Here is a 17,957-nt window from a genome sequence, read left to right on the forward strand (position 1 = left end):
TTCGATTGTCAGCGCCGGTTTGTTCAGAAACCAAGCGCGAGATAAATGGTGTTGCCTTCCTGCTTGACGGGGAACGTCTGCGTCGCACCTTCATCCGCGCCTTCAGCCTTGCCGGTCGCCAGATTGATGACCCAGTTATGCAGCGGGCAGGTCACACAACCGTCATGGACAATGCCCTGACTGAGCGGCCCGTTCTTGTGCGGGCAACGATCTTCAATGGCGAACAGACGGTCGTCGAACGTGCGAAAGACGGCAATCGTCGTCGGTCCGTTTTTCACGCAACGCGATCCTTGACGGGGAATGTCGTCCAGCGTGCCGATGGCAATCCAGTTTCTGATTATCTCGTTCATTCCGCAGCCTCCGCATTCAAAACAGCAATGGGTTTGAATTCGTGTTTGTCCTTGCCGGAAACACGTTCGGACCACGGATCGACCTGTGCGAACTTCTGCGAAAAGACGAAGCGGTCATAATAGGTCTGGCGCTTGTCAGTATCCTCCATGATCTGGCGGCGGATTTCATCGAGACCGATGCGCTTGGCCCATTTATAGATGCGCTCCAGATAACGGGCCTGCTCGCGATACATCTGCGTCAGCGCCACGATATGCTCCAGAGCTTCGTCTTCCGTCTTTACCAGCCCCAGAACCTCCGTGCCCTTGATGTCGAGACCGGCTGCTCCGGCGAAGTGAATCTCGAAACCGGAATCCACGCAAATAACGCCGATATCCTTGCAGGTCGCTTCCGCGCAGTTGCGCGGACAACCGGAAACAGCCAATTTCAGCTTGGCGGGGGTCCACGAACCCCACATGAATTTCTCGATGCGGATACCAAGACCGGTGGAATCCTGTGTGCCAAACCGGCACCAGTCAGAGCCAACACAGGTTTTCACCGTGCGCAACCCCTTGGCGTAGGCCTGACCGGAGATGAAACCCGCCTTGCCGAGATCAGACCACACCGCTGGCAATTGTTCCTTTTCAATCCCCAGCAAGTCGATGCGCTGGCCGCCCGTGACCTTGACCATTGGAATGGCGAACTTGTCCACCACATCGGCAATGGCACGCAGTTCGCTGGAATTTGTCACGCCGCCCCACATGCGAGGAACAACGGAATAGGTGCCGTTCTTCTGGATATTGGCGTGGACGCGCTCATTGATGAAACGCGACTGGTAGTCGTCGGCATATTCGTCCGGCCAGTCGCAGACGAGGTAATAATTGAGCGCCGGGCGGCATTTGGCGCAGCCGCAGGATGTCTTCCATTCCAGTTCCTGCAGGACGGCGGGAATGGTCTTCAGCTTCTTGGCCTTGATGAGCCTGCGCACATCGTCATGCCCAAGATCAGTGCAGCCACACATGGGCTGCACGGCCCTGGGATTGTAGCTGTCCCCGAGCGTCAACGCCATGAGCTGCTCGACCAGTCCCGTGCATGAGCCGCAGGACGCGGACGCCTTGGTATGCGCCCGCACGTCGTCGAGCGAGGTCAGGTCTTTGCCGGTTATCGTCGAGACAATTTTACTCTTGCAAACGCCGTTGCAGCCGCAGATTTCCGCATCATCCGGCAAGGCTGCAACGGCCGCCATAGGGTCCAGGGGGGTCCCTCCCTGATAGGCCTGACCAAAGATCAGCGTATCGCGCATCGCCGAAATATCGGTCGCCTTTTTCTTCAGATCATTGAACCAGGCGCCATCCCCCGTTTCGCCATAGAGAACCGTACCGATGATCCGGTTTTCCTTGATCACAAGCCGCTTGTAGATACCCGCTGTTGCATCGCGCAGCACGATCTCCTCCCGGTCCGCGCCATCCGCAAAATCGCCGAGCGAGAACAGATCAATACCCGTCACCTTGAGTTTGGTCGGCGTGTCGGAATGGGTGAAGGCTGGCGTAGTGTCGCCTGCCAGATGCGAAGCCGCCACACGTGCCATTTCGTAAAGCGGGGCGACCAGCCCATAGACCATGCCGCCCACTTCCGCGCATTCCCCGAGCGCCAGAATATTGGCATCCGACGTTCGCATGCCCGCATCGACGACAATGCCGCGATTGACCTCCAGTCCGGCCTCTCGGGCGAGCCCGACATTGGGGCGGATGCCGACGGCCATCACGACCAGCGTGGCCGGTATGGTGGTTCCATCATCCAGCTCAACGCCTTCGACCTTGCCGCTACCGACAATGGCTTTCGTGTTCGCCTTGCAGATAACCTTGATGCCGCGCTCCTCGACCGCCCGTTGCAGCAGATAGCCTGCGGCGGGATCGAGTTGGCGTTCCATCAATGTTGGCATGACATGCAGCACCGTCACGTCCATGCCGCGCTGAGCCAGACCTGCCGCCGCTTCCAGCCCGAGCAGGCCGCCGCCGATGACGATGGCCTTCTCGCGCGATTGTGCGGCAATCAGCATCGCATCGACGTCATCCAGATCGCGGTAGCTGATGACACCGGGCAGGTCCTTGCCCGGAACCGGAATGATGAACGGAACCGAGCCAGTGGCAATGACCAGCTTGTCATAGCTTTCCGTAACACCATGATCCGATATCACAGTTTTGGCATCGCGGTCGATGGAGACGACCTTGTGGCCCTTATAGAGCGTGATGCCGTGCTTGATGTACCAGCCATCGCCATGGATGACGATTTGTTCATAGGTCTTCTCGCCGGAGAGAACCGGCGACAGCATGATGCGGTCGTAATTGACGCGCGGCTCGGCGTTGAAAATAGTGACTTCATACTGGCCCGGCGCGTGCTCAAACAAATGTTCCAGCATGCGGCCGGGCGCCATTCCGTTGCCGATGATAACGAGTTTCTGTCTGGTTTGGTCGGGCATTGAATTTACTCCGCAGCTTCCACGAAGCGGTGACGCTCGTAAAGGAACTTCAGAACAGCCTCGCGGCATTTCAGATAGGTGCGGTCGGAGGCCAGCTCGATGCGGTTGCGCGGGCGGGGGATGGCGACATCCAGAACCTCGCCAATTTTCGCCGCCGGGCCGTTGGTCATCATTACGATGCGGTCGGAGAGCAGCACCGCCTCATCCACATCATGAGTGATCATCACCATGGTGTTGCCGAGCCGGGCATGGATTTCCATCACCGCATCCTGAAGATGGGCACGGGTCAGCGCGTCGAGCGCGCCGAATGGTTCGTCGAGCAGCAGAATTTTCGGTTCCATGGCCAAGGCGCGAGCGATGCCGACGCGCTGCTTCATGCCACCCGAAATTTCCGACGGGCGCTTGTCCTTGGCATGCGCCATCTGGACAAGATCGAGATTTGCCATCACCCAGTCATGCCGTTCGGCTTTGGTCTTTCTGGAGCGGAAAACCTTCGTCACGGCAAGGTTGACGTTTTCATAAACCGACAACCATGGCAGCAGTGAATGGTTCTGAAAAACCACCGCCCGTTCCGGTCCCGGCTCGTTGACTTCCTTGTTTTCAAGCAACACGGCGCCGGACGAAACCGGCGTCAGCCCGGCAATCAGGTTCAAAAGCGTGGATTTTCCGCAACCGGAGTGACCGATGATGGAAACGAACTCGCCCTTGGAGATTGAAAGATTGATGTCTTTCAGGACTTCCGAGCGGTCAAAATGCTTGTCGATATGGTCAAGCTTGAGATAGGCGCTCATATCTCTTCTCCTCAGCTTGCAGAAGTGCTGCGGGTGATGAGCCGCCCGAGGGCCGCAACCAGCTTGTCGAGCGCGAAACCGACAAGGCCGATATAGGCGAGAGCGACGATGATGTCGGACAGGCGTGACGAGTTCCACGCGTCCCAGATGAAGAAACCGATGCCGACACCGCCGGTCAGCATTTCGGCAGCCACAATGGCGAGCCATGAGAGGCCGACACCGATCCGCAGACCCGTGAAGATGTAGGGCGCCGCCGATGGCAACATGATCTTGAAGAAGAACTCGAACTGGTTGAGCCGCAGCACCTTGGCGACGTTGCGATAATCCTGCGGAATATTGCGCACGCCAACTGCCGTGTTGATGATGATCGGCCAGATCGATGTGATGAAGATGACGAAAATCGCCGATGGGTTGGCGTTCTGGAAGGCGGCAAGCGACAATGGCAGCCAGGCCAGCGGCGGCACCGTGCGCAACACCTGAAAGATCGGATCGAGGCCCCGCATGGCCCAGACGGACTGACCGATGACTGCGCCGATCACGATACCTGCTATGGCCGCAAGACCGAAGCCATAGGCAACGCGTTCCAGCGAAACGAGTACGCGCCAGCCAAGCCCGATATCCTGCGAACCGTAATTGAAGAAGGGATAGGCGATCAGGTCGTAACTGTCCTCCCAAACCTTGGATGGCGCGGGCAGGGAAGCGTCGGGGGCCGCGCACAATATCTGCCAGACGCCGAGCAGCACGGCGAGCACCACCAGCGGTGGCAGAATGTTTCGCGCCGCGCCGCGTACGAGCGCGCCGATATCGAAAACGTGTTTGGGCTGTTTGGCCAGCCGGACGATATTCCCGGTGGCCTTTGTCGTCTTGGGCGTCAGCGGCGTAACGATGGTTTGATCTTTCAGCACGGCGGACATGCAACGCTCCTGTTCGAAGGTGGGAGAGGCGCGCTGTCGCGCGCCCGATTTGCTCAGGACGCAACCTTGATCGCGAGACTGTCGAGATAGGCGGAAGGGTTTTCAGGATCGAAGACCTTGCCGTCGAAGAATGTTTCCTTGCCGCGCGAGGTCGAAGCCGGAATATCGGCTACCGCAACGCCTAAATCCTTGGCGGCTTCGCGCCAGATATCTTCACGGTTCACCTGATCGACCAGCGCCTTGATATCGGTGTCCGGCGCGAACTTGCCCCAGCGAATATTCTCGGCAATGAACCAAGTGTCATGGCTCTTGAACGGATATGACGCCCCATTCGCCCAAAATTTCATTTGCAAATCCGTGCCTTGCGCAACACGACCGTTGCCGTAATTAATATCGCCCTTGAGGCGGCCCAGCACGTCTTTCGGTGGTACGTTGAACCACTGGCGCTTGCCGAGTATCTCAGCCATTTCGGCCTTGTTATCCATGCTTTCGCACCACTGCTGCGCTTCTATCACAGCCATGAGCAGTGCCGTGGCGGCATTCGGATTTTTCTCAATCCAGTCCGCGCGCATGCCAAGCGCTTTTTCCGGGTGATGCTTCCAGATTTCGCCCGTCGTCGCGGCTGTGAAGCCGATGCCCTGATTGACGAGTTGTTCGTTCCACGGCTCGCCAACGCAGAACAGGTCCATATTGCCGACCTTCATATTGGCGACCATTTGCGGTGGCGGCACCACGATGGTGGAAACGTCCTTGTCGGGATCGATACCGCCAGCAGCGAGCCAATAGCGAATCCACAGATCATGCGTGCCGCCGGGGAAGGTCATTGCGGCCTTCACCTCCTTGCCCTCAGCTTTCTTCTTTTCGAAGGCGGCCTTCAGCTTTGATGAATCGAGCTGAACACCGGTGTCGGCATATTCCTTCGCAACCGAAATGGCCTGACTGTCGTAGTTCAGCCGCGCCAGCAGGGCCATCGGCACCGGCTGGTTGTTTTGCGTTACCTTACCAGCATGGATCAGATAGGGGAGCGGGGAGAGAATGTGTGCGCCATCAATGCCGTTCGATGCTCCGCCCAGCACAAGATTGTCGCGCGTGGCGCCCCATGACGCCTGCTTGGCAACCTCGACGTCCGGCAGGCCGTGCTTGTTGAACAGACCTTTTTCCTTGGCCACAATCAGCGGGGCTGCATCGGTCAGCGCGATGAAACCAAGCTTCGCGCCGCTGACTTCCGGCCCGCTGGCAGCCGCGAAAGCGCCGCCGGGAAAGGCCGAACGGATGGCGGTGAAGAGTGCCGCTGTGGCGCTGGCTTTCAAAATGTTGCGCCGGGTGATCCCGGTCGTGGTTTCTGCCTTCTCATGCATTGTCATCAGCTGGCTTCCCCTATGCTGGCCTTGGTGACTGTTCGTTCCGCCGTCTCAAATCTGGGCACAAAAAAACGTCGCCTGGAGATCGCATCCCCGAACCTTGCGTTCGTGGTGCAATTCCTTGCGACGTCGGTGTCGTGACAGGAGCGGTATGTGGCTCGCTTGTTGCTCCGGTCGCCGTTGACCGGTGCATAAATCTAACAAGCAAGGAACGTGCCAGACTTTTAAAATATTTGCAAGTAATTGAAAATACGAAGTTTAAAGGGATGCGAAAATAGACAGCCGTGGCTAGGCGTCAATATAGATATGACTTTAATTTAGGCGATCACGACAAGATATGCGGCCCGGCGTGCAATCAATTTGGGCATCGCGGGTTAATCTTCTGCTGCGTGCGGATCGGCGAATGTCTCGCGCCGCACATCGAAATCGCGCACATACGCATCGATATCAGCCGGATCGAAAACCCTGCCGTCCATAAAACGATCATCCGCATGTGTCCCCTCTACCGTGCCCGGTATGAAGGGTGAATGGGCGATCCCGAGCGCTGCACAGTAAAGATCTGGCCGGTAGGACTGGGTCACTTTTTCCCGCACCTCTTGCGATGCCGCTACCTGTCCCCAGCGCACCATCTGGCTATAAATCCACATCGCATCGTTGGGGCGGGGGCAATTGGCAAAACCGGCATGGAAGTCGAAATAATGTTCGATGACACGCTGGTTCCCGCGCGCATCGAGATTGAATGTCCCGGCAAGTACGTTGCGGATGATATGCTGCGGCACGCCGAGATAGCGCTCGTCTGCCAGAGTCTCGGCCAACGCATCATGGTTTTCGATGCGGTCGCACCAGCGCGCAGCCTTATCAAGGGCGACGATCAAACGGGCAACGGTTTCGGGGTGGGTCTCAGCCCATTCCGGGCGCATGCCGATGACTTTTTCGGGCGCGCTTGGCCAGATATCCTGTTTGGCAGCGACAATGCGCCCGGCGCCCCGTTCTGAGGCCACCATGTTCCATGGCGCTCCAACGCAGAAGCCGTCGATAGCACCTGACGCCAGAGCGTCCGAGGTCAATGGCGGCGGCACGACAACCAGTTTTACATCGCGGTCAGGATCAATGCCTCCTGCCGCCAGCCAGTAGCGAAACTCGTAATTATGCGACGAGAAAGGATAGGTCATTGCCAGCGTCAGGAGTGGTTCGCCGCGTGATTTCATGTCGTGCACGACGGATGCGAGCGCCTGCGCATTTTCCAGCGCATCAGCGGCTTCCGGTAGATCGGCGATTGTGCGCATCCGTTCATAAAGGCGCACTGACAGGGTGATGGCGTTGCCACCGCGCCCCAGCGAGAACGGAGTTATCGTCGGCGATGGATTGGAGCCAAGCCCCAGCATGGATGCCACGGGCATGGGTGAAAGCATGTGTGCAATGTCGAATTGCCGGAAAGCGAGCCTGTCACGGACATTCGCCCATGAGACATCCTTGACGAGATCAAGGTTCAAGCCTTCCGCTCGAGCAAAACCAAACTCTGCCGCTGCAATTGGCACGGAAGCGTCCACCAGAGGAATAAACCCGGCGCGCAGCGTCCTGATTTCCTTGCCTGCTATGCCTGCTGGCGCGGCAAGCCCGCTTCCGGTCTTGGTCAATCTGGTCGGCATGTTCACTTGCATACTCCCGGAATATTTGCCCCGGTTCTGAAATCTAAAGCTATTTCATCAGCAGTCCGGCTGCGGTCACGATACTTTGCGCAATGTCGGACATTTTCTTCTTTTCATTCATCGCAGTCTGTCGCAGCAGGGCAAAAGCGTCTTCTTCGGACAGGCCGCGCATTTTCATGAGAATGCCTTTGGCGCGCTCCACCACCTTGCGCTCCTCCAGTGCCGACTTTGCATCCGCAAGCTCACGCTGTAAGCGACTGAACGCATTGAACCGGCTGACGGCCATATCGAGAATGGGCTTCACGCGTTCTTTCTTCAGCCCATCCACGATATAGGCGGAAACGCCCGCCTCCACCGCTGCCTCGATAGAGGCTGTGTCAGAACGGTCGACAAACATGGCGATCGGACGGCTTACGGTGCGGGTCAGCTGAAACAGATGCTCCATCATGTCGCGATTGGGGTTTTCTATGTCGATCACAATCACATCGGGATTTAGCGTTTCAATTATTCGCGCTATGCCGTGCATCTCGTTGATCACCACGACTTTCCCGTGGCCTGCCTCGCGCAATCCTTCCTCAATAATCGAGGAGCGAATGGCGTTCTCATCGATAATGAGAATGGTCAGGTCCGGCTGCTTCATGCTGCATTGATGCCGTAGCGGCGTTGCATTGGCAATAGCTATCGGTCTATTTATTAATCAATTTTCTAGTTGATTATTTTTTAATCTGAATTGATTGAATTGATTGCAGATTTGCTAAAAGTGCGGCGATCGTTCACAAGACGCGGATCAATGGCAGCTGGAGTTTCTGCAGGAATTTCTGGCCAAGGCTAACGGAAATTATCATGCACGAAATCATCTGCCCGCATTGCAACAAGGCATTCAAAATCGATGAAGCTGGATATGCAGATATTCTAAAGCAGGTTCGAGACAGTGATTTCGAGAAGCAATTGCGCGAGCGCCTGGAGTTAGCAGAGCAGGACAAGCGGAATGCTGTCGAGCTTGCACAGGCCAAGGTTGCCAATGAACTGCAGAAAGCCGCCGCAGCCAAGGATTCAGAAATCCAGGAACTGAAGACAAGGCTTGAATCCGGGGAAGTCGCGAAGAAGCTTGCCGTAGCCGAGGCTCTGGGGGCCATCGAGAAAGAACGTGATGCTCTTTTGCACGAGCTTGAAAGCGTCAGGCGTGACAACGAAGCCACGTCTAAACTGGCCGAGGCAAAGCTTCTTTCTGAACTGCAGAAAGCGGCTTCCACCAAGAATGAAGAGATTCAGGGCTTGAAGACCAGACTCGATGCCGGCGAGATTTCTCAAAAACTTGCCGTCACCGAAGCCGTCAGCGCGATTGAGAAAGAGCGCGATGAACTGAAGAACGGGCTTGCCCGGGTGGCACTTGAAAAGCAACTTGCCGAGACAGCGCTCAAAGACAAATACGAGACGCAGCTCAAGGATCGCGACGAGGCAATCGAGCGCCTGCGGGATATGAAAGCGAAACTATCGACAAAAATGATCGGCGAGACTCTGGAACAGCACTGTGCAACCGAGTTCGACCGTATTCGTGCGACTGCTTTCCCTCGCGCATATTTTGAGAAGGATAATGACGCGAGCAGCGGTAGCAAGGGCGACTTTATCTTCCGCGATATGGACGATGCGGGCACTGAAATCGTTTCGATCATGTTTGAGATGAAGAATGAGAACGACGAGACCGCGACCAAGAAAAAGAACGAAGATTTTCTCAAAGAGCTCGACAAGGACCGGTGCGCGAAAGGTTGCGAATATGCGGTTCTGGTCTCGCTGCTTGAGCCTGAAAGCGAACTCTACAACACGGGGATCATCGATGTATCCCATCGTTATCCGAAAATGTACGTCGTCCGGCCGCAGTTCTTCATTCCAATCATCACGCTGCTGCGCAATGCAGCGATGAACTCGCTCAGATACAAGTCCGAACTGGCATTGGTGAAGGCACAAAATGTCGACATCACAAATTTCGAAAGCCAGCTCGACGACTTCAAAGCTGCATTCGGGCGCAATTGGCGTTTGGCTTCTGACGGTTTTGAGGAAGCAGTCAAACGCATAGATGAAGCGATCAAGGATCTCGAGAAAACAAAAGAAGCGCTTCACAAGTCGGCCAATAATCTAAGACTGGCAAACGATAAGGCTGAGGACCTGACGGTCAAGCGGCTTACCCGCGGTAATCCGACAATGGCTGCCAAATTTGCCGAACTCCAGCAAGGATTGCCCGACGATGAATAGACATATCTGAAACCGCATAAACGCTCAGAGCGCATCGTGACAAATGATGAAGCTCCGGCATATAAGGGAGCGGGGGCTCTCGCGGAGCCAAATGGCGACCAGATCACAGAAAGAGCTTCGGCGATCCGGCGTGGCTTTGGGGGAAGGATAGCGCATGGTTTTCGGGGCAACACCGCTCGACGAGGCATTGAACGCTATTCTCGCACATCGGCTGGTTGTGGGTGGGAGGAGTTTCCCCAAAGGGCATGTTCTCAACGCGCATGATATCGAATTTCTCCGAAAGGAGGGACATGGCAGCGTGGTGTCGGCCCAACTGGAAGCAGGCGATGTTACGGAGAACGACGCTGCTGCCCAGATCGCATCTGCAATATCGGGAAAGGGCATTATTTGTTCTGCGGCCACGACCGGGCGGGTGAATTTTCTTGCAAGAGAAGCCGGTGTCTTCACCGTCAACCGGAAGCTTGTGGACGCGGTGAATTTTATCGATCCGTCGATAACACTGGCGACCTTGCGCGAGTTTGACCGCGTTCGTGCCGGGCAGGTGGTTGCGACAATTAAGATCATTCCCTATGCCGTCCCGGAGAGTTCCGTCGCAGCAGTGCTTGCGCTGTGTCGCGACAAGAATATGCTCGGCGTTGAACCCTTCAGCGGACGCACTGTCGGGCTTGTTCAGGGAACGGACACGGCTTTGAAAACAAGTGTTCTGGATAAAACCCGTCAAGTGCTTGAAGCGCGTTTGACGGTGAATCTTGGAGCCGTGGCGACAGAACTTCGGGTTGCCCATGCGGCGGAGCCGATGGCGTGCGCCATACAAGATGCAGCTGAGGTTTCCGACATTGTCGTTGTGTTCGGCGCATCGGCTGTTGCGGACAGGAACGATGTCCTCCCGACTGCCATTCGCGAGGCTGGGGGCACGGTTACTTATGTCGGGATGCCCGTGGATCCCGGCAATCTGCTGGTCCTTGGCGAAATCGACGGTAAGCCGGTGATCGGCGCTCCCGGCTGCGCCCGGAGCGTCAAGGAGAATGGGTTCGATTGGGTTCTCGACCGCTTGATGGCGGGGATGAGTGTCATGCCAAAGGACATTGCAGCGATGGGCGTCGGCGGTCTTTTGCTCGATAGCCCGGCGCGCATTGCGCCGCGCGATGGTAGAGCGAGCAGAAAACGCGATCTTGCGGTCATGATTGCTGTGCTGGCCGCCGGGCAATCCTCACGTATGGGCGGGGCGAACAAGCTTCTCGCCATTTTTGATGGCAAGCCGCTGGTGCGCCGGTCGGTTGAAAATGCGGTAGAAGCTGATCGTGGCCGGGTGATTGCCGTCACTGGTCATATGGCAGACGAAATTGCGGCTTCGCTTCGAGGGCTTGACGTCTCTATCGTTCACAATCCGGCTTATGCCCTTGGGCTTGCAAGTTCGATCAAAGCTGCGCTTGGGGCAGCACCGGCGGACTGCGACGGGCTGATGATCCATCTGGGAGACATGCCTGCGGTCAGCGCGCAGCACATTCGCATGATGATTGATCGTTTCCGCCAGCACGACGGAAACGCTGTCATTCGCGCCGTTACCGACGAGGGTGAGCGTGGCAACCCCGTTATTATCCCGCATCAGCTTTTCGAAGCCATTTCCGCCCTGTCGGGCGATGTGGGTGCAAGGCATATCATTGTGGCGAGCGAACTCCCTATCGTTGATGTACCCATTGGGTCTGCTGCTAGAATTGACGTGGATACGACAGAGGCTGTCGTGAATGCCGGTGGACGAATTGTCTGAACATAGTTTTGGTATTGCCAAGGACCCGTTGGCTGTCGCGCTCCATTGGCGCCAGAATGGCAAAGGGGTAGCGATCGCCACCGTCATTGAAACGTGGGGATCGGCGCCACGTCCCACAGGCAGTCATCTTGTTGTCGACGCATTGGGCAATTTTGAAGGCTCGGTTTCCGGGGGGTGTGTCGAAGGTGCAGTCATTGAAGAGGCTCTGGAAACGATAGTGTCCGGAAAGGCAAAGCTGCTGGAGTTTGGCGTTGCCGATGAAACAGCATGGCGCGTGGGGCTGTCTTGTGGGGGCAAGATCAGGGTCTATGTGGAGAAGCTCGATTGATGCAAAGCTCTCTTCTTGCGGAACTGAATGAGCTACGCGCCAGCCGTTTGCTCGTAGCGACATTGACCGATCTGGACCAGGGACGCACTGAGCTTGTGCGGGATTCTGAGAATGTTTCTAGTGCGTTTCAACTGCACGTTCGACAGGCGTTTCAAACCGGTAAGGCGCTCTCTTTTGTGGCCGACAATCGACGGTATTTCATCAATATATACCGACCGGCATTGCGGCTGAAACTGGTGGGGGCAGTTCACATCGCTCAGCATCTTGCACAGATGGCCACCATGACGGGTTTTGATGTGGAGGTCATCGACCCGCGGACCGCCTTTGCAATGCCGTTGCGGTTTCAGGAGGCCGCTCTTAAGGCAGTCTGGCCGGAGGAGGCGTTTCGCGACAGCCCGCTGGACCGGTATACTGCGGTTGCCACGCTTACACATGATCCCAAAATTGACGAACCGGCGCTATCACTGGCAATGCAGTCGGATTGCTTTTACATTGGCGCATTGGGCAGTCGTCGAACCCATGCCCAACGCATGGAAAACCTGAAGAAACTCGGGCACGATACCACTGATCTGGCGAGGATCTCATCGCCCATAGGGCTGGATATCAAAGCCGCGACACCTGCCGAAATCGCGGTCGCCATATTGGCCGAGATCATTCAGAAATCAAACGAGGCAAGCGACAGGTGAACATGACCGCAACAGCCCGTAGCATTCTGCCCGGAACCGCCGAAGGGCCAATCCTGGCGACAACCGAACCGCTCAGCTTTTGGGGTGGGATTGATCCTGCTTCTGGTAAAATCATCGACGTGCACCATCCCCTCCACGGGCAGAGTATCAGAGGCGCTGCGCTGATGATGCCATCAACGCGTGGTTCCTGTACGGGCTCGGGCGTGCTGCTTGATCTGGCATTGAATGGCATGGCACCGGCTGCGCTGATTTTCTCCCAGACTGAGGATGTGGTGACTCTGGGGGCACTAATCGCCGACAAGATGTTCGACCATCCTCTACCCGTTTTGCGCCTGCCACCGGAGGACTGGGAGCGCTTACGAAAGGAGCCGGAGGTCAAGATCACGCCGACCAAGTTAACCGCTCCCGGCTTTACCCTGCCGCTCGTGGGGTCAAAGGAAACGAGGCTCGAACTTTCGGCAGCTGATCAAGCCATGATGGCGGGCGCAGATGGAGATGCCACCAAGCTCGCCATGGAAATTATCTGCGCGATGGCAGAAAACCAAGGTGCAGAACGCCTGATCGATGTTGCGCAGGCGCATATCGACGGCTGCATCTATGCAAGCCCGGCCAACTTGATCTTCGCCGAGAAGATGGCGGATATGGGTGCGCGGGTTCGCGTACCGACGACAATGAATGCCATTTCCGTTGATCGCGAACATTGGCAGGCGCAAGGTGTGCCTGCATCCTTTGGGGGGCCCGCCGCACGGCTTGCCGATGCCTATGTGCGGATGGGGTGTCAGAACACATTTACCTGCTCGCCCTACCTTTTGGACACGGCGCCGAAAATGGGGGAAACGATTGCATGGGCCGAAAGCAATGCAGTCATCTATGCAAACACTGTGCTTGGGGCCCGCACGGCGAAGCATCCCGATTTTCTTGATCTCTGCATTGCCATGACGGGACGCGCGCCACTGTCGGGCGTTTATCTTGATCAACGTCGATTTGCGCAGCGTATCATTCACGTGGATATACCCGAAGGGTTCGACGACGCTTTCTGGCCCTTGATTGGTTATCTCGCGGGCAAGGTTTCGCCGGATCGGATTCCACTCCTGAAAGGGCTCAGGGAAGCCAAGCCGACACCGGAAAATTTAAAAGCCATGTGTGCGGCCTTCGGTACGACTTCCGCTGCACCCATGCTGCATGTCGAAGGCGTTACACCGGAAGCGCATTTTGTTTCGCCCTCAGCCGATACCGCCTCCATCACAAGTCACGACATGGCGGACGGATGGAAGTCTCTGAACGATGGTCCAGATGCAGTGGAACTGGTAGCCGTCGGCAGCCCGCACGCTTCGCTTGAGGAATGCCGCGCTTTTGCAGACGCTCTACGAGACGGTAAAGCGGTCACAACCACCATTATCACCGCGGGGCGTCAGGTTATAGCTGTGGCGCGCGAAGATGGAACATTGCAAAGGCTGGAAGCCGCGGGCGTTCAGGTGATCCCGGATCTCTGTTGGTGTTCCATTTCCGAACCGGTTTTCCCGGTCGCGGCCAAAGCGCTGATGACCAACTCCGGAAAATACGCACATTATGGGCCGGGTCTGTCTGGCCGTGCGGTGCGTTTTGGTAGTCTTGCGAGCTGCGCAGAGGCCGCAAAGACAGGTCACGTAGCACTTGGGTTACCAACTTGGCTTGAGGCATAAGGGTAGGGTGCATCCTTATGTTTTGGATTGTAGCAGCGGCTCATGACGATCAATGAGCGGCGAGGGCGATGCAAACTGCCAAAGCTTGTTGTAGTCCCCAATTTTGATGCTGGAAGACTGGGTTGTCACCCCATAGTCGGCAAGGCTGGCAAAGCTGCGTGACAAGTTTTCCGGTGTCATCCCGAGATAGGAAGCCAGAACTCGCTTTTCATATTGTAAGACCACAACATCATTGTTCTCGGCAGTGAGCGATTCCCTGATGATCCAATTGGCAAGGCGTTGCGCGCTGCTGCGCAGTTTGTGTGCCTTCAACTCCTTGACCAGCTTCCGGTAGGCTCTCGCCGTCTCAAACACGACGGCGCGCATAAACCCGTTATCTTCGTTCAATATACCGCGAACAAGACTGGATGGGACCATCAATATACGGGACGAGGTCAGAGTCTGGGCTGTCTGCAGGCAGATGTCGTCGTTCAAAACGGCGGCCAGTATGAAAACATCGGCCATGCGCAACACTTCAAGGACAGTTTCGCTCTCACCAGACTTTGCGGACATGACGACAAGTCCGTCCAGAACCACAAACAGGAAGTCAGCCGCTTCGTCCTCCTTGAGAAGAACTGTTCGTGCGGGGAAGGACTGAACGAAGCTCGGCCGAATAATTCGCTCGAAATTCACGTCCGCCATCTCTGCGAAGAGCGGAAGCTTTCTAAGTCTGTCGACATCGTCCTTATGCATAAAGCATACTCACTCGTTCAAGTTATCGGTATATCTGTTTGATAATTATCAATCATAAAAAGACAAAAAGTCAATCACTAGCCATAAATAATTCTTATGAAGACTTATTTCTTGTCATTGCGTTTTTTAATCTTGAAAAATCAAACAATTTTGATCTTAATCAATGTATTTATCAGACAGCAGGCGCATAAGTGCAAACGAAACCTGTAACGGTATTCAATTCGGAGTACGCCTATGCCAAACGTCGAGGGAGCTGCCCCCAAAGGGCAAACTACAGCTCTTGCTATGAGCACCATCGCGTTCACGACATGTTTTGCGGTTTGGACAATATTTGCAATCATTGGAATTCAGATACGTTCTGAACTCGGTTTGTCCGAAACACAGTTCGGTCTGCTTGTCGGTACACCAATACTCACCGGCTCTCTTATCCGCGTTATTCTGGGCATTTGGGCGGATCGCTATGGCGGTCGACTGATTTTCGCGCTGACCATGCTCATTTCGGCGCTTGCAACCTATCTCCTTACTTTCGCGACCAACTATCCGCAGATGCTGATCGCCGCGCTCGGTGTTGGCGTGGCGGGTGGCTCATTTTCGGTCGGTGTCGCCTATGTGTCGCGTTGGTATCCTCCTGATAAGCAGGGCGTTGCGCTCGGCATTTTCGGCGCCGGGAATGTCGGCTCCGCCGTTACGAAGTTTTTCGCACCCATCGTCATGGTTGCCTTCGGCTGGCATGCGGTTGCGGAAATCTGGGCGGCGGCTATGGTCGTCATGGCCTTGGTCTTCTATTTCACGACCAGCGATGATCCCGTTCTGGTCGAACGTCGCCGCACCGGTGAAAAGCCTGCCAGCACACTTATGGAGCTTGAGCCGCTCAAAAACATACAGGTCTGGCGTTTCTCGCTTTATTACTTCTTCGTCTTTGGCGCGTTCGTGGCGCTTGCCCTGTGGCTGCCGCAATATCTGATCCATGTTTATGGCGTCGATATCCGCGTGGCGGGCATGATCGCGGTCTTCTTCTCCGTTCCAGCCAGCCTTTTCCGAGCCTATGGCGGGCATCTGTCCGATGTCTATGGTGCGCGAAAAGTCATGTACTGGACGTTTCTTGTCTCACTCGTGGCAACGTTTGTCCTGTCTTACCCACCGACGGATTACGTTATTCAAAGCGATAAGGGGCCGCTCAGCTTCCATGCTGAAATGGGTATGGTCGGCTTTACGATCACCGTTTTTATCCTTGGCTTCTTCATGGCTTTGGGCAAAGCCGCTGTGTTCAAGCACATCCCGGTTTACTATCCGGGCAATGTCGGCTCTGTTGGTGGTCTGGTCGGCATGATCGGTGGGCTGGGTGGCTTTATCCTGCCCATTCTGTTCGGTGTGCTTCTGGACCTGACTGGCCTGTGGACGAGCTGCTTCATGCTGCTCTTCTTCATCGTCGCGGTTTCCCTTGTCTGGATGCATGTTTCGATCCGCCAGATGGAACACGCCGCACAAGGCACGACGACGGAAGAGCTTCCAGCCTTTGCCGAATTGCAGGGACTCAAGAAAGCCGAAATCAAACCAACCAGGAGCGACGCGGTTTTGACCGATTGGCGTCCCGACGATCCGGTCTTCTGGGAACAGAAAGGCAAGAAGATCGCCAAGCGCAATCTGTGGCTTTCCATTCCCGCACTGCTGTTGTCCTTCGCTATCTGGCAAGTCTGGTCTGTGGTGGTGGCAAAGCTGCCGCTGGTGGGCTACCAGTTCACGACCGACCAGTTGTTTTGGCTGGCGGCGCTCCCCGGCATTTCGGGTGCAACCTTCCGCATTTTCTATTCCTTCATGGTGCCGATCTTTGGTGGACGCCTCTGGACCACATTGACCACATGGTCGCTGGTTATCCCGGCAATCGGCATTGGTTATGCGGTGCAGAACCCGACCACACCGTACTTCGTGTTTCTGCTCCTGGCCCTGTTCTGTGGCTTCGGCGGCGGTAATTTTGCCTCCTCCATGTCGAATATCTCGTTCTTCTTCCCGAAGCATGAAAAGGGCAATGCAGCGGCGCTCAATGCGGGCCTCGGCAATCTCGGCGTTAGCGTGGTGCAGTTCGTGGTTCCGCTTGTCATCACCGCCGGTATCTTCGGCAAGCTCGGTGGCAACCCGGCCATGGTCGCCACCGAGGCGGGCAACGCGCCACTCTGGCTGCAAAATGCCGGGTTCATCTTTGTGCCATTCATCATCATCACGGCTTTCGCCAACTGGTTCGGCATGAACGATATCGCATCGGCCAAAGCATCCTTTGCCGATCAGGCTGTTATCTTCCGCCGCAAGCACAACTGGATTATGTGCTGGCTTTATACCGGTACATTTGGTTCGTTCATCGGCTATTCGGCTGGCTTCCCGCTTCTGACCAACATCCTGTTTCCAGAGGTCAATGCTCTGCACTATGCCTTCCTTGGACCGCTCGTTGGCGCGCTGTCGCGGTCGGGTTCAGGCTGGCTCGCCGATAAATACGGCGGCGGCCGCGTCACCATCTGGGCATTCGTGCTGATGATGATCGGTGTCGCGGGCGTGCTGTGGTTCGTCGGTGTCAAAGACCAGCCGAACGCTTTCTGGGGCTTCTTCGCTTCCTTCGTCCTGCTGTTCTTCGCCACGGGTATTGGCAACGCTTCCACCTTCCAGATGATCCCGGCGATCATGTCAAAGGAAATGGTCCGGCTCATGCCAAATGCCACGCCGGAAGAACGTCGCCATGAGGCCGAAAAGGAATCTGCGGCCATCACGGGCTTCACCTCCGCCATTGCAGCATTCGGCGCCTTCTTCATTCCAAAAGGCTACGGCACCTCGATCAGCATGACCGGCGGACCGGAAGCGGCACTGTGGGCGTTCCTGATTTTCTACGTGACCTGCCTCCTGATCACCTGGGGCGTCTACACCCGAAAAGGCGGACTGCTCTACGACGTTGAGCATGGCCGCAAGCCAGCGCCTGCCGTGGCCTAACGATATAATGTGAGGAT

Annotated in this window: 14 protein-coding genes; 6 read left to right on the plus strand and 8 right to left on the minus strand. The window is 56.2% G+C overall.

Annotated features, from left to right (window positions below):
- Window positions 1-23: 23 nt before the first annotated feature.
- The 7 genes from nirD to HWD97_RS10240 form a co-directional block, all read right to left on the minus strand.
- Window positions 24-350 carry a nitrite reductase small subunit NirD gene (gene nirD, locus HWD97_RS10210; RefSeq protein ID WP_109366106.1) on the minus strand — a complete coding sequence of 109 codons (327 nt, stop codon included), beginning with the start codon at window positions 348-350 and terminating at the stop codon, window positions 24-26.
- Window positions 347-2,806, minus strand: coding sequence for a nitrite reductase large subunit NirB (nirB, locus tag HWD97_RS10215; protein WP_109366105.1), 2,460 nt, complete (start codon window positions 2,804-2,806; stop codon window positions 347-349). The genes nirD and nirB overlap by 4 nt, the downstream gene beginning before the upstream one ends.
- Before the next feature lie 5 nt (window positions 2,807-2,811).
- On the minus strand, window positions 2,812-3,597 hold the full coding sequence (locus tag HWD97_RS10220) for an ABC transporter ATP-binding protein (protein ID WP_371834995.1): 786 nt from the start codon (window positions 3,595-3,597) through the stop codon (window positions 2,812-2,814).
- A gap of 11 nt (window positions 3,598-3,608) precedes the next feature.
- Complete coding sequence (gene ntrB, locus HWD97_RS10225; RefSeq protein WP_319080252.1) at window positions 3,609-4,511, minus strand: nitrate ABC transporter permease; 903 nt, start codon at window positions 4,509-4,511, stop codon at window positions 3,609-3,611.
- A 53-nt stretch (window positions 4,512-4,564) separates the two neighbouring features.
- Window positions 4,565-5,875 (minus strand): CmpA/NrtA family ABC transporter substrate-binding protein, encoded by a 1,311-nt coding sequence (locus HWD97_RS10230; RefSeq protein ID WP_124915396.1) that lies wholly within the window; start codon window positions 5,873-5,875, stop codon window positions 4,565-4,567.
- 371 nt (window positions 5,876-6,246) lie between these two features.
- Window positions 6,247-7,521, minus strand: a complete 1,275-nt coding sequence (locus tag HWD97_RS10235; RefSeq protein ID WP_371835005.1) for a CmpA/NrtA family ABC transporter substrate-binding protein — start codon at window positions 7,519-7,521, stop codon at window positions 6,247-6,249.
- Between the two features lie 49 nt (window positions 7,522-7,570).
- A complete protein-coding gene (locus HWD97_RS10240) occupies window positions 7,571-8,161 on the minus strand; it encodes an ANTAR domain-containing response regulator (protein ID WP_124915397.1) in 591 nt (196 codons plus the stop codon).
- Between the two features lie 203 nt (window positions 8,162-8,364).
- Between HWD97_RS10240 and HWD97_RS10245 the strand changes: the two genes are divergently transcribed.
- The 5 genes from HWD97_RS10245 (at window position 8,365) to HWD97_RS10265 (ending at window position 14,235) form a co-directional block, all read left to right on the plus strand.
- Window positions 8,365-9,771 (plus strand): DUF2130 domain-containing protein, encoded by a 1,407-nt coding sequence (locus tag HWD97_RS10245; RefSeq protein ID WP_371834996.1) that lies wholly within the window; start codon window positions 8,365-8,367, stop codon window positions 9,769-9,771.
- Between the two features lie 154 nt (window positions 9,772-9,925).
- A complete protein-coding gene (locus HWD97_RS10250) occupies window positions 9,926-11,539 on the plus strand; it encodes an NTP transferase domain-containing protein (RefSeq protein WP_371834997.1) in 1,614 nt (537 codons plus the stop codon).
- Window positions 11,517-11,867: an XdhC family protein gene (locus HWD97_RS10255; RefSeq protein WP_124915400.1), complete on the plus strand. Its 351-nt coding sequence runs from the start codon at window positions 11,517-11,519 to the stop codon at window positions 11,865-11,867. Before HWD97_RS10250 ends, HWD97_RS10255 begins: the two co-directional genes overlap by 23 nt.
- A complete protein-coding gene (locus tag HWD97_RS10260) occupies window positions 11,867-12,553 on the plus strand; it encodes an XdhC family protein (RefSeq protein WP_124915401.1) in 687 nt (228 codons plus the stop codon). The genes HWD97_RS10255 and HWD97_RS10260 overlap by 1 nt, the downstream gene beginning before the upstream one ends.
- 2 nt (window positions 12,554-12,555) lie before the next feature.
- Window positions 12,556-14,235: an aconitase X gene (locus HWD97_RS10265; RefSeq protein WP_371834998.1), complete on the plus strand. Its 1,680-nt coding sequence runs from the start codon at window positions 12,556-12,558 to the stop codon at window positions 14,233-14,235.
- A 15-nt stretch (window positions 14,236-14,250) separates the two neighbouring features.
- Here the strand turns inward: HWD97_RS10265 and HWD97_RS10270 are convergent, their stop codons facing one another.
- Complete coding sequence (locus HWD97_RS10270) at window positions 14,251-14,967, minus strand: cyclic nucleotide-binding domain-containing protein (RefSeq protein WP_319080250.1); 717 nt, start codon at window positions 14,965-14,967, stop codon at window positions 14,251-14,253.
- Window positions 14,968-15,201: 234 nt separating this feature from the next.
- Between HWD97_RS10270 and HWD97_RS10275 the strand changes: the two genes are divergently transcribed.
- Entirely contained in the window at window positions 15,202-17,940 is a 2,739-nt protein-coding gene (locus HWD97_RS10275) for an MFS transporter (protein WP_109366096.1), read from the plus strand.
- Window positions 17,941-17,957 lie beyond the last annotated feature (17 nt).

Source organism: Ochrobactrum sp. C6C9 (genome assembly GCF_022627935.1).
Taxonomy (GTDB): domain Bacteria; phylum Pseudomonadota; class Alphaproteobacteria; order Rhizobiales; family Rhizobiaceae; genus Brucella; species Brucella teleogrylli.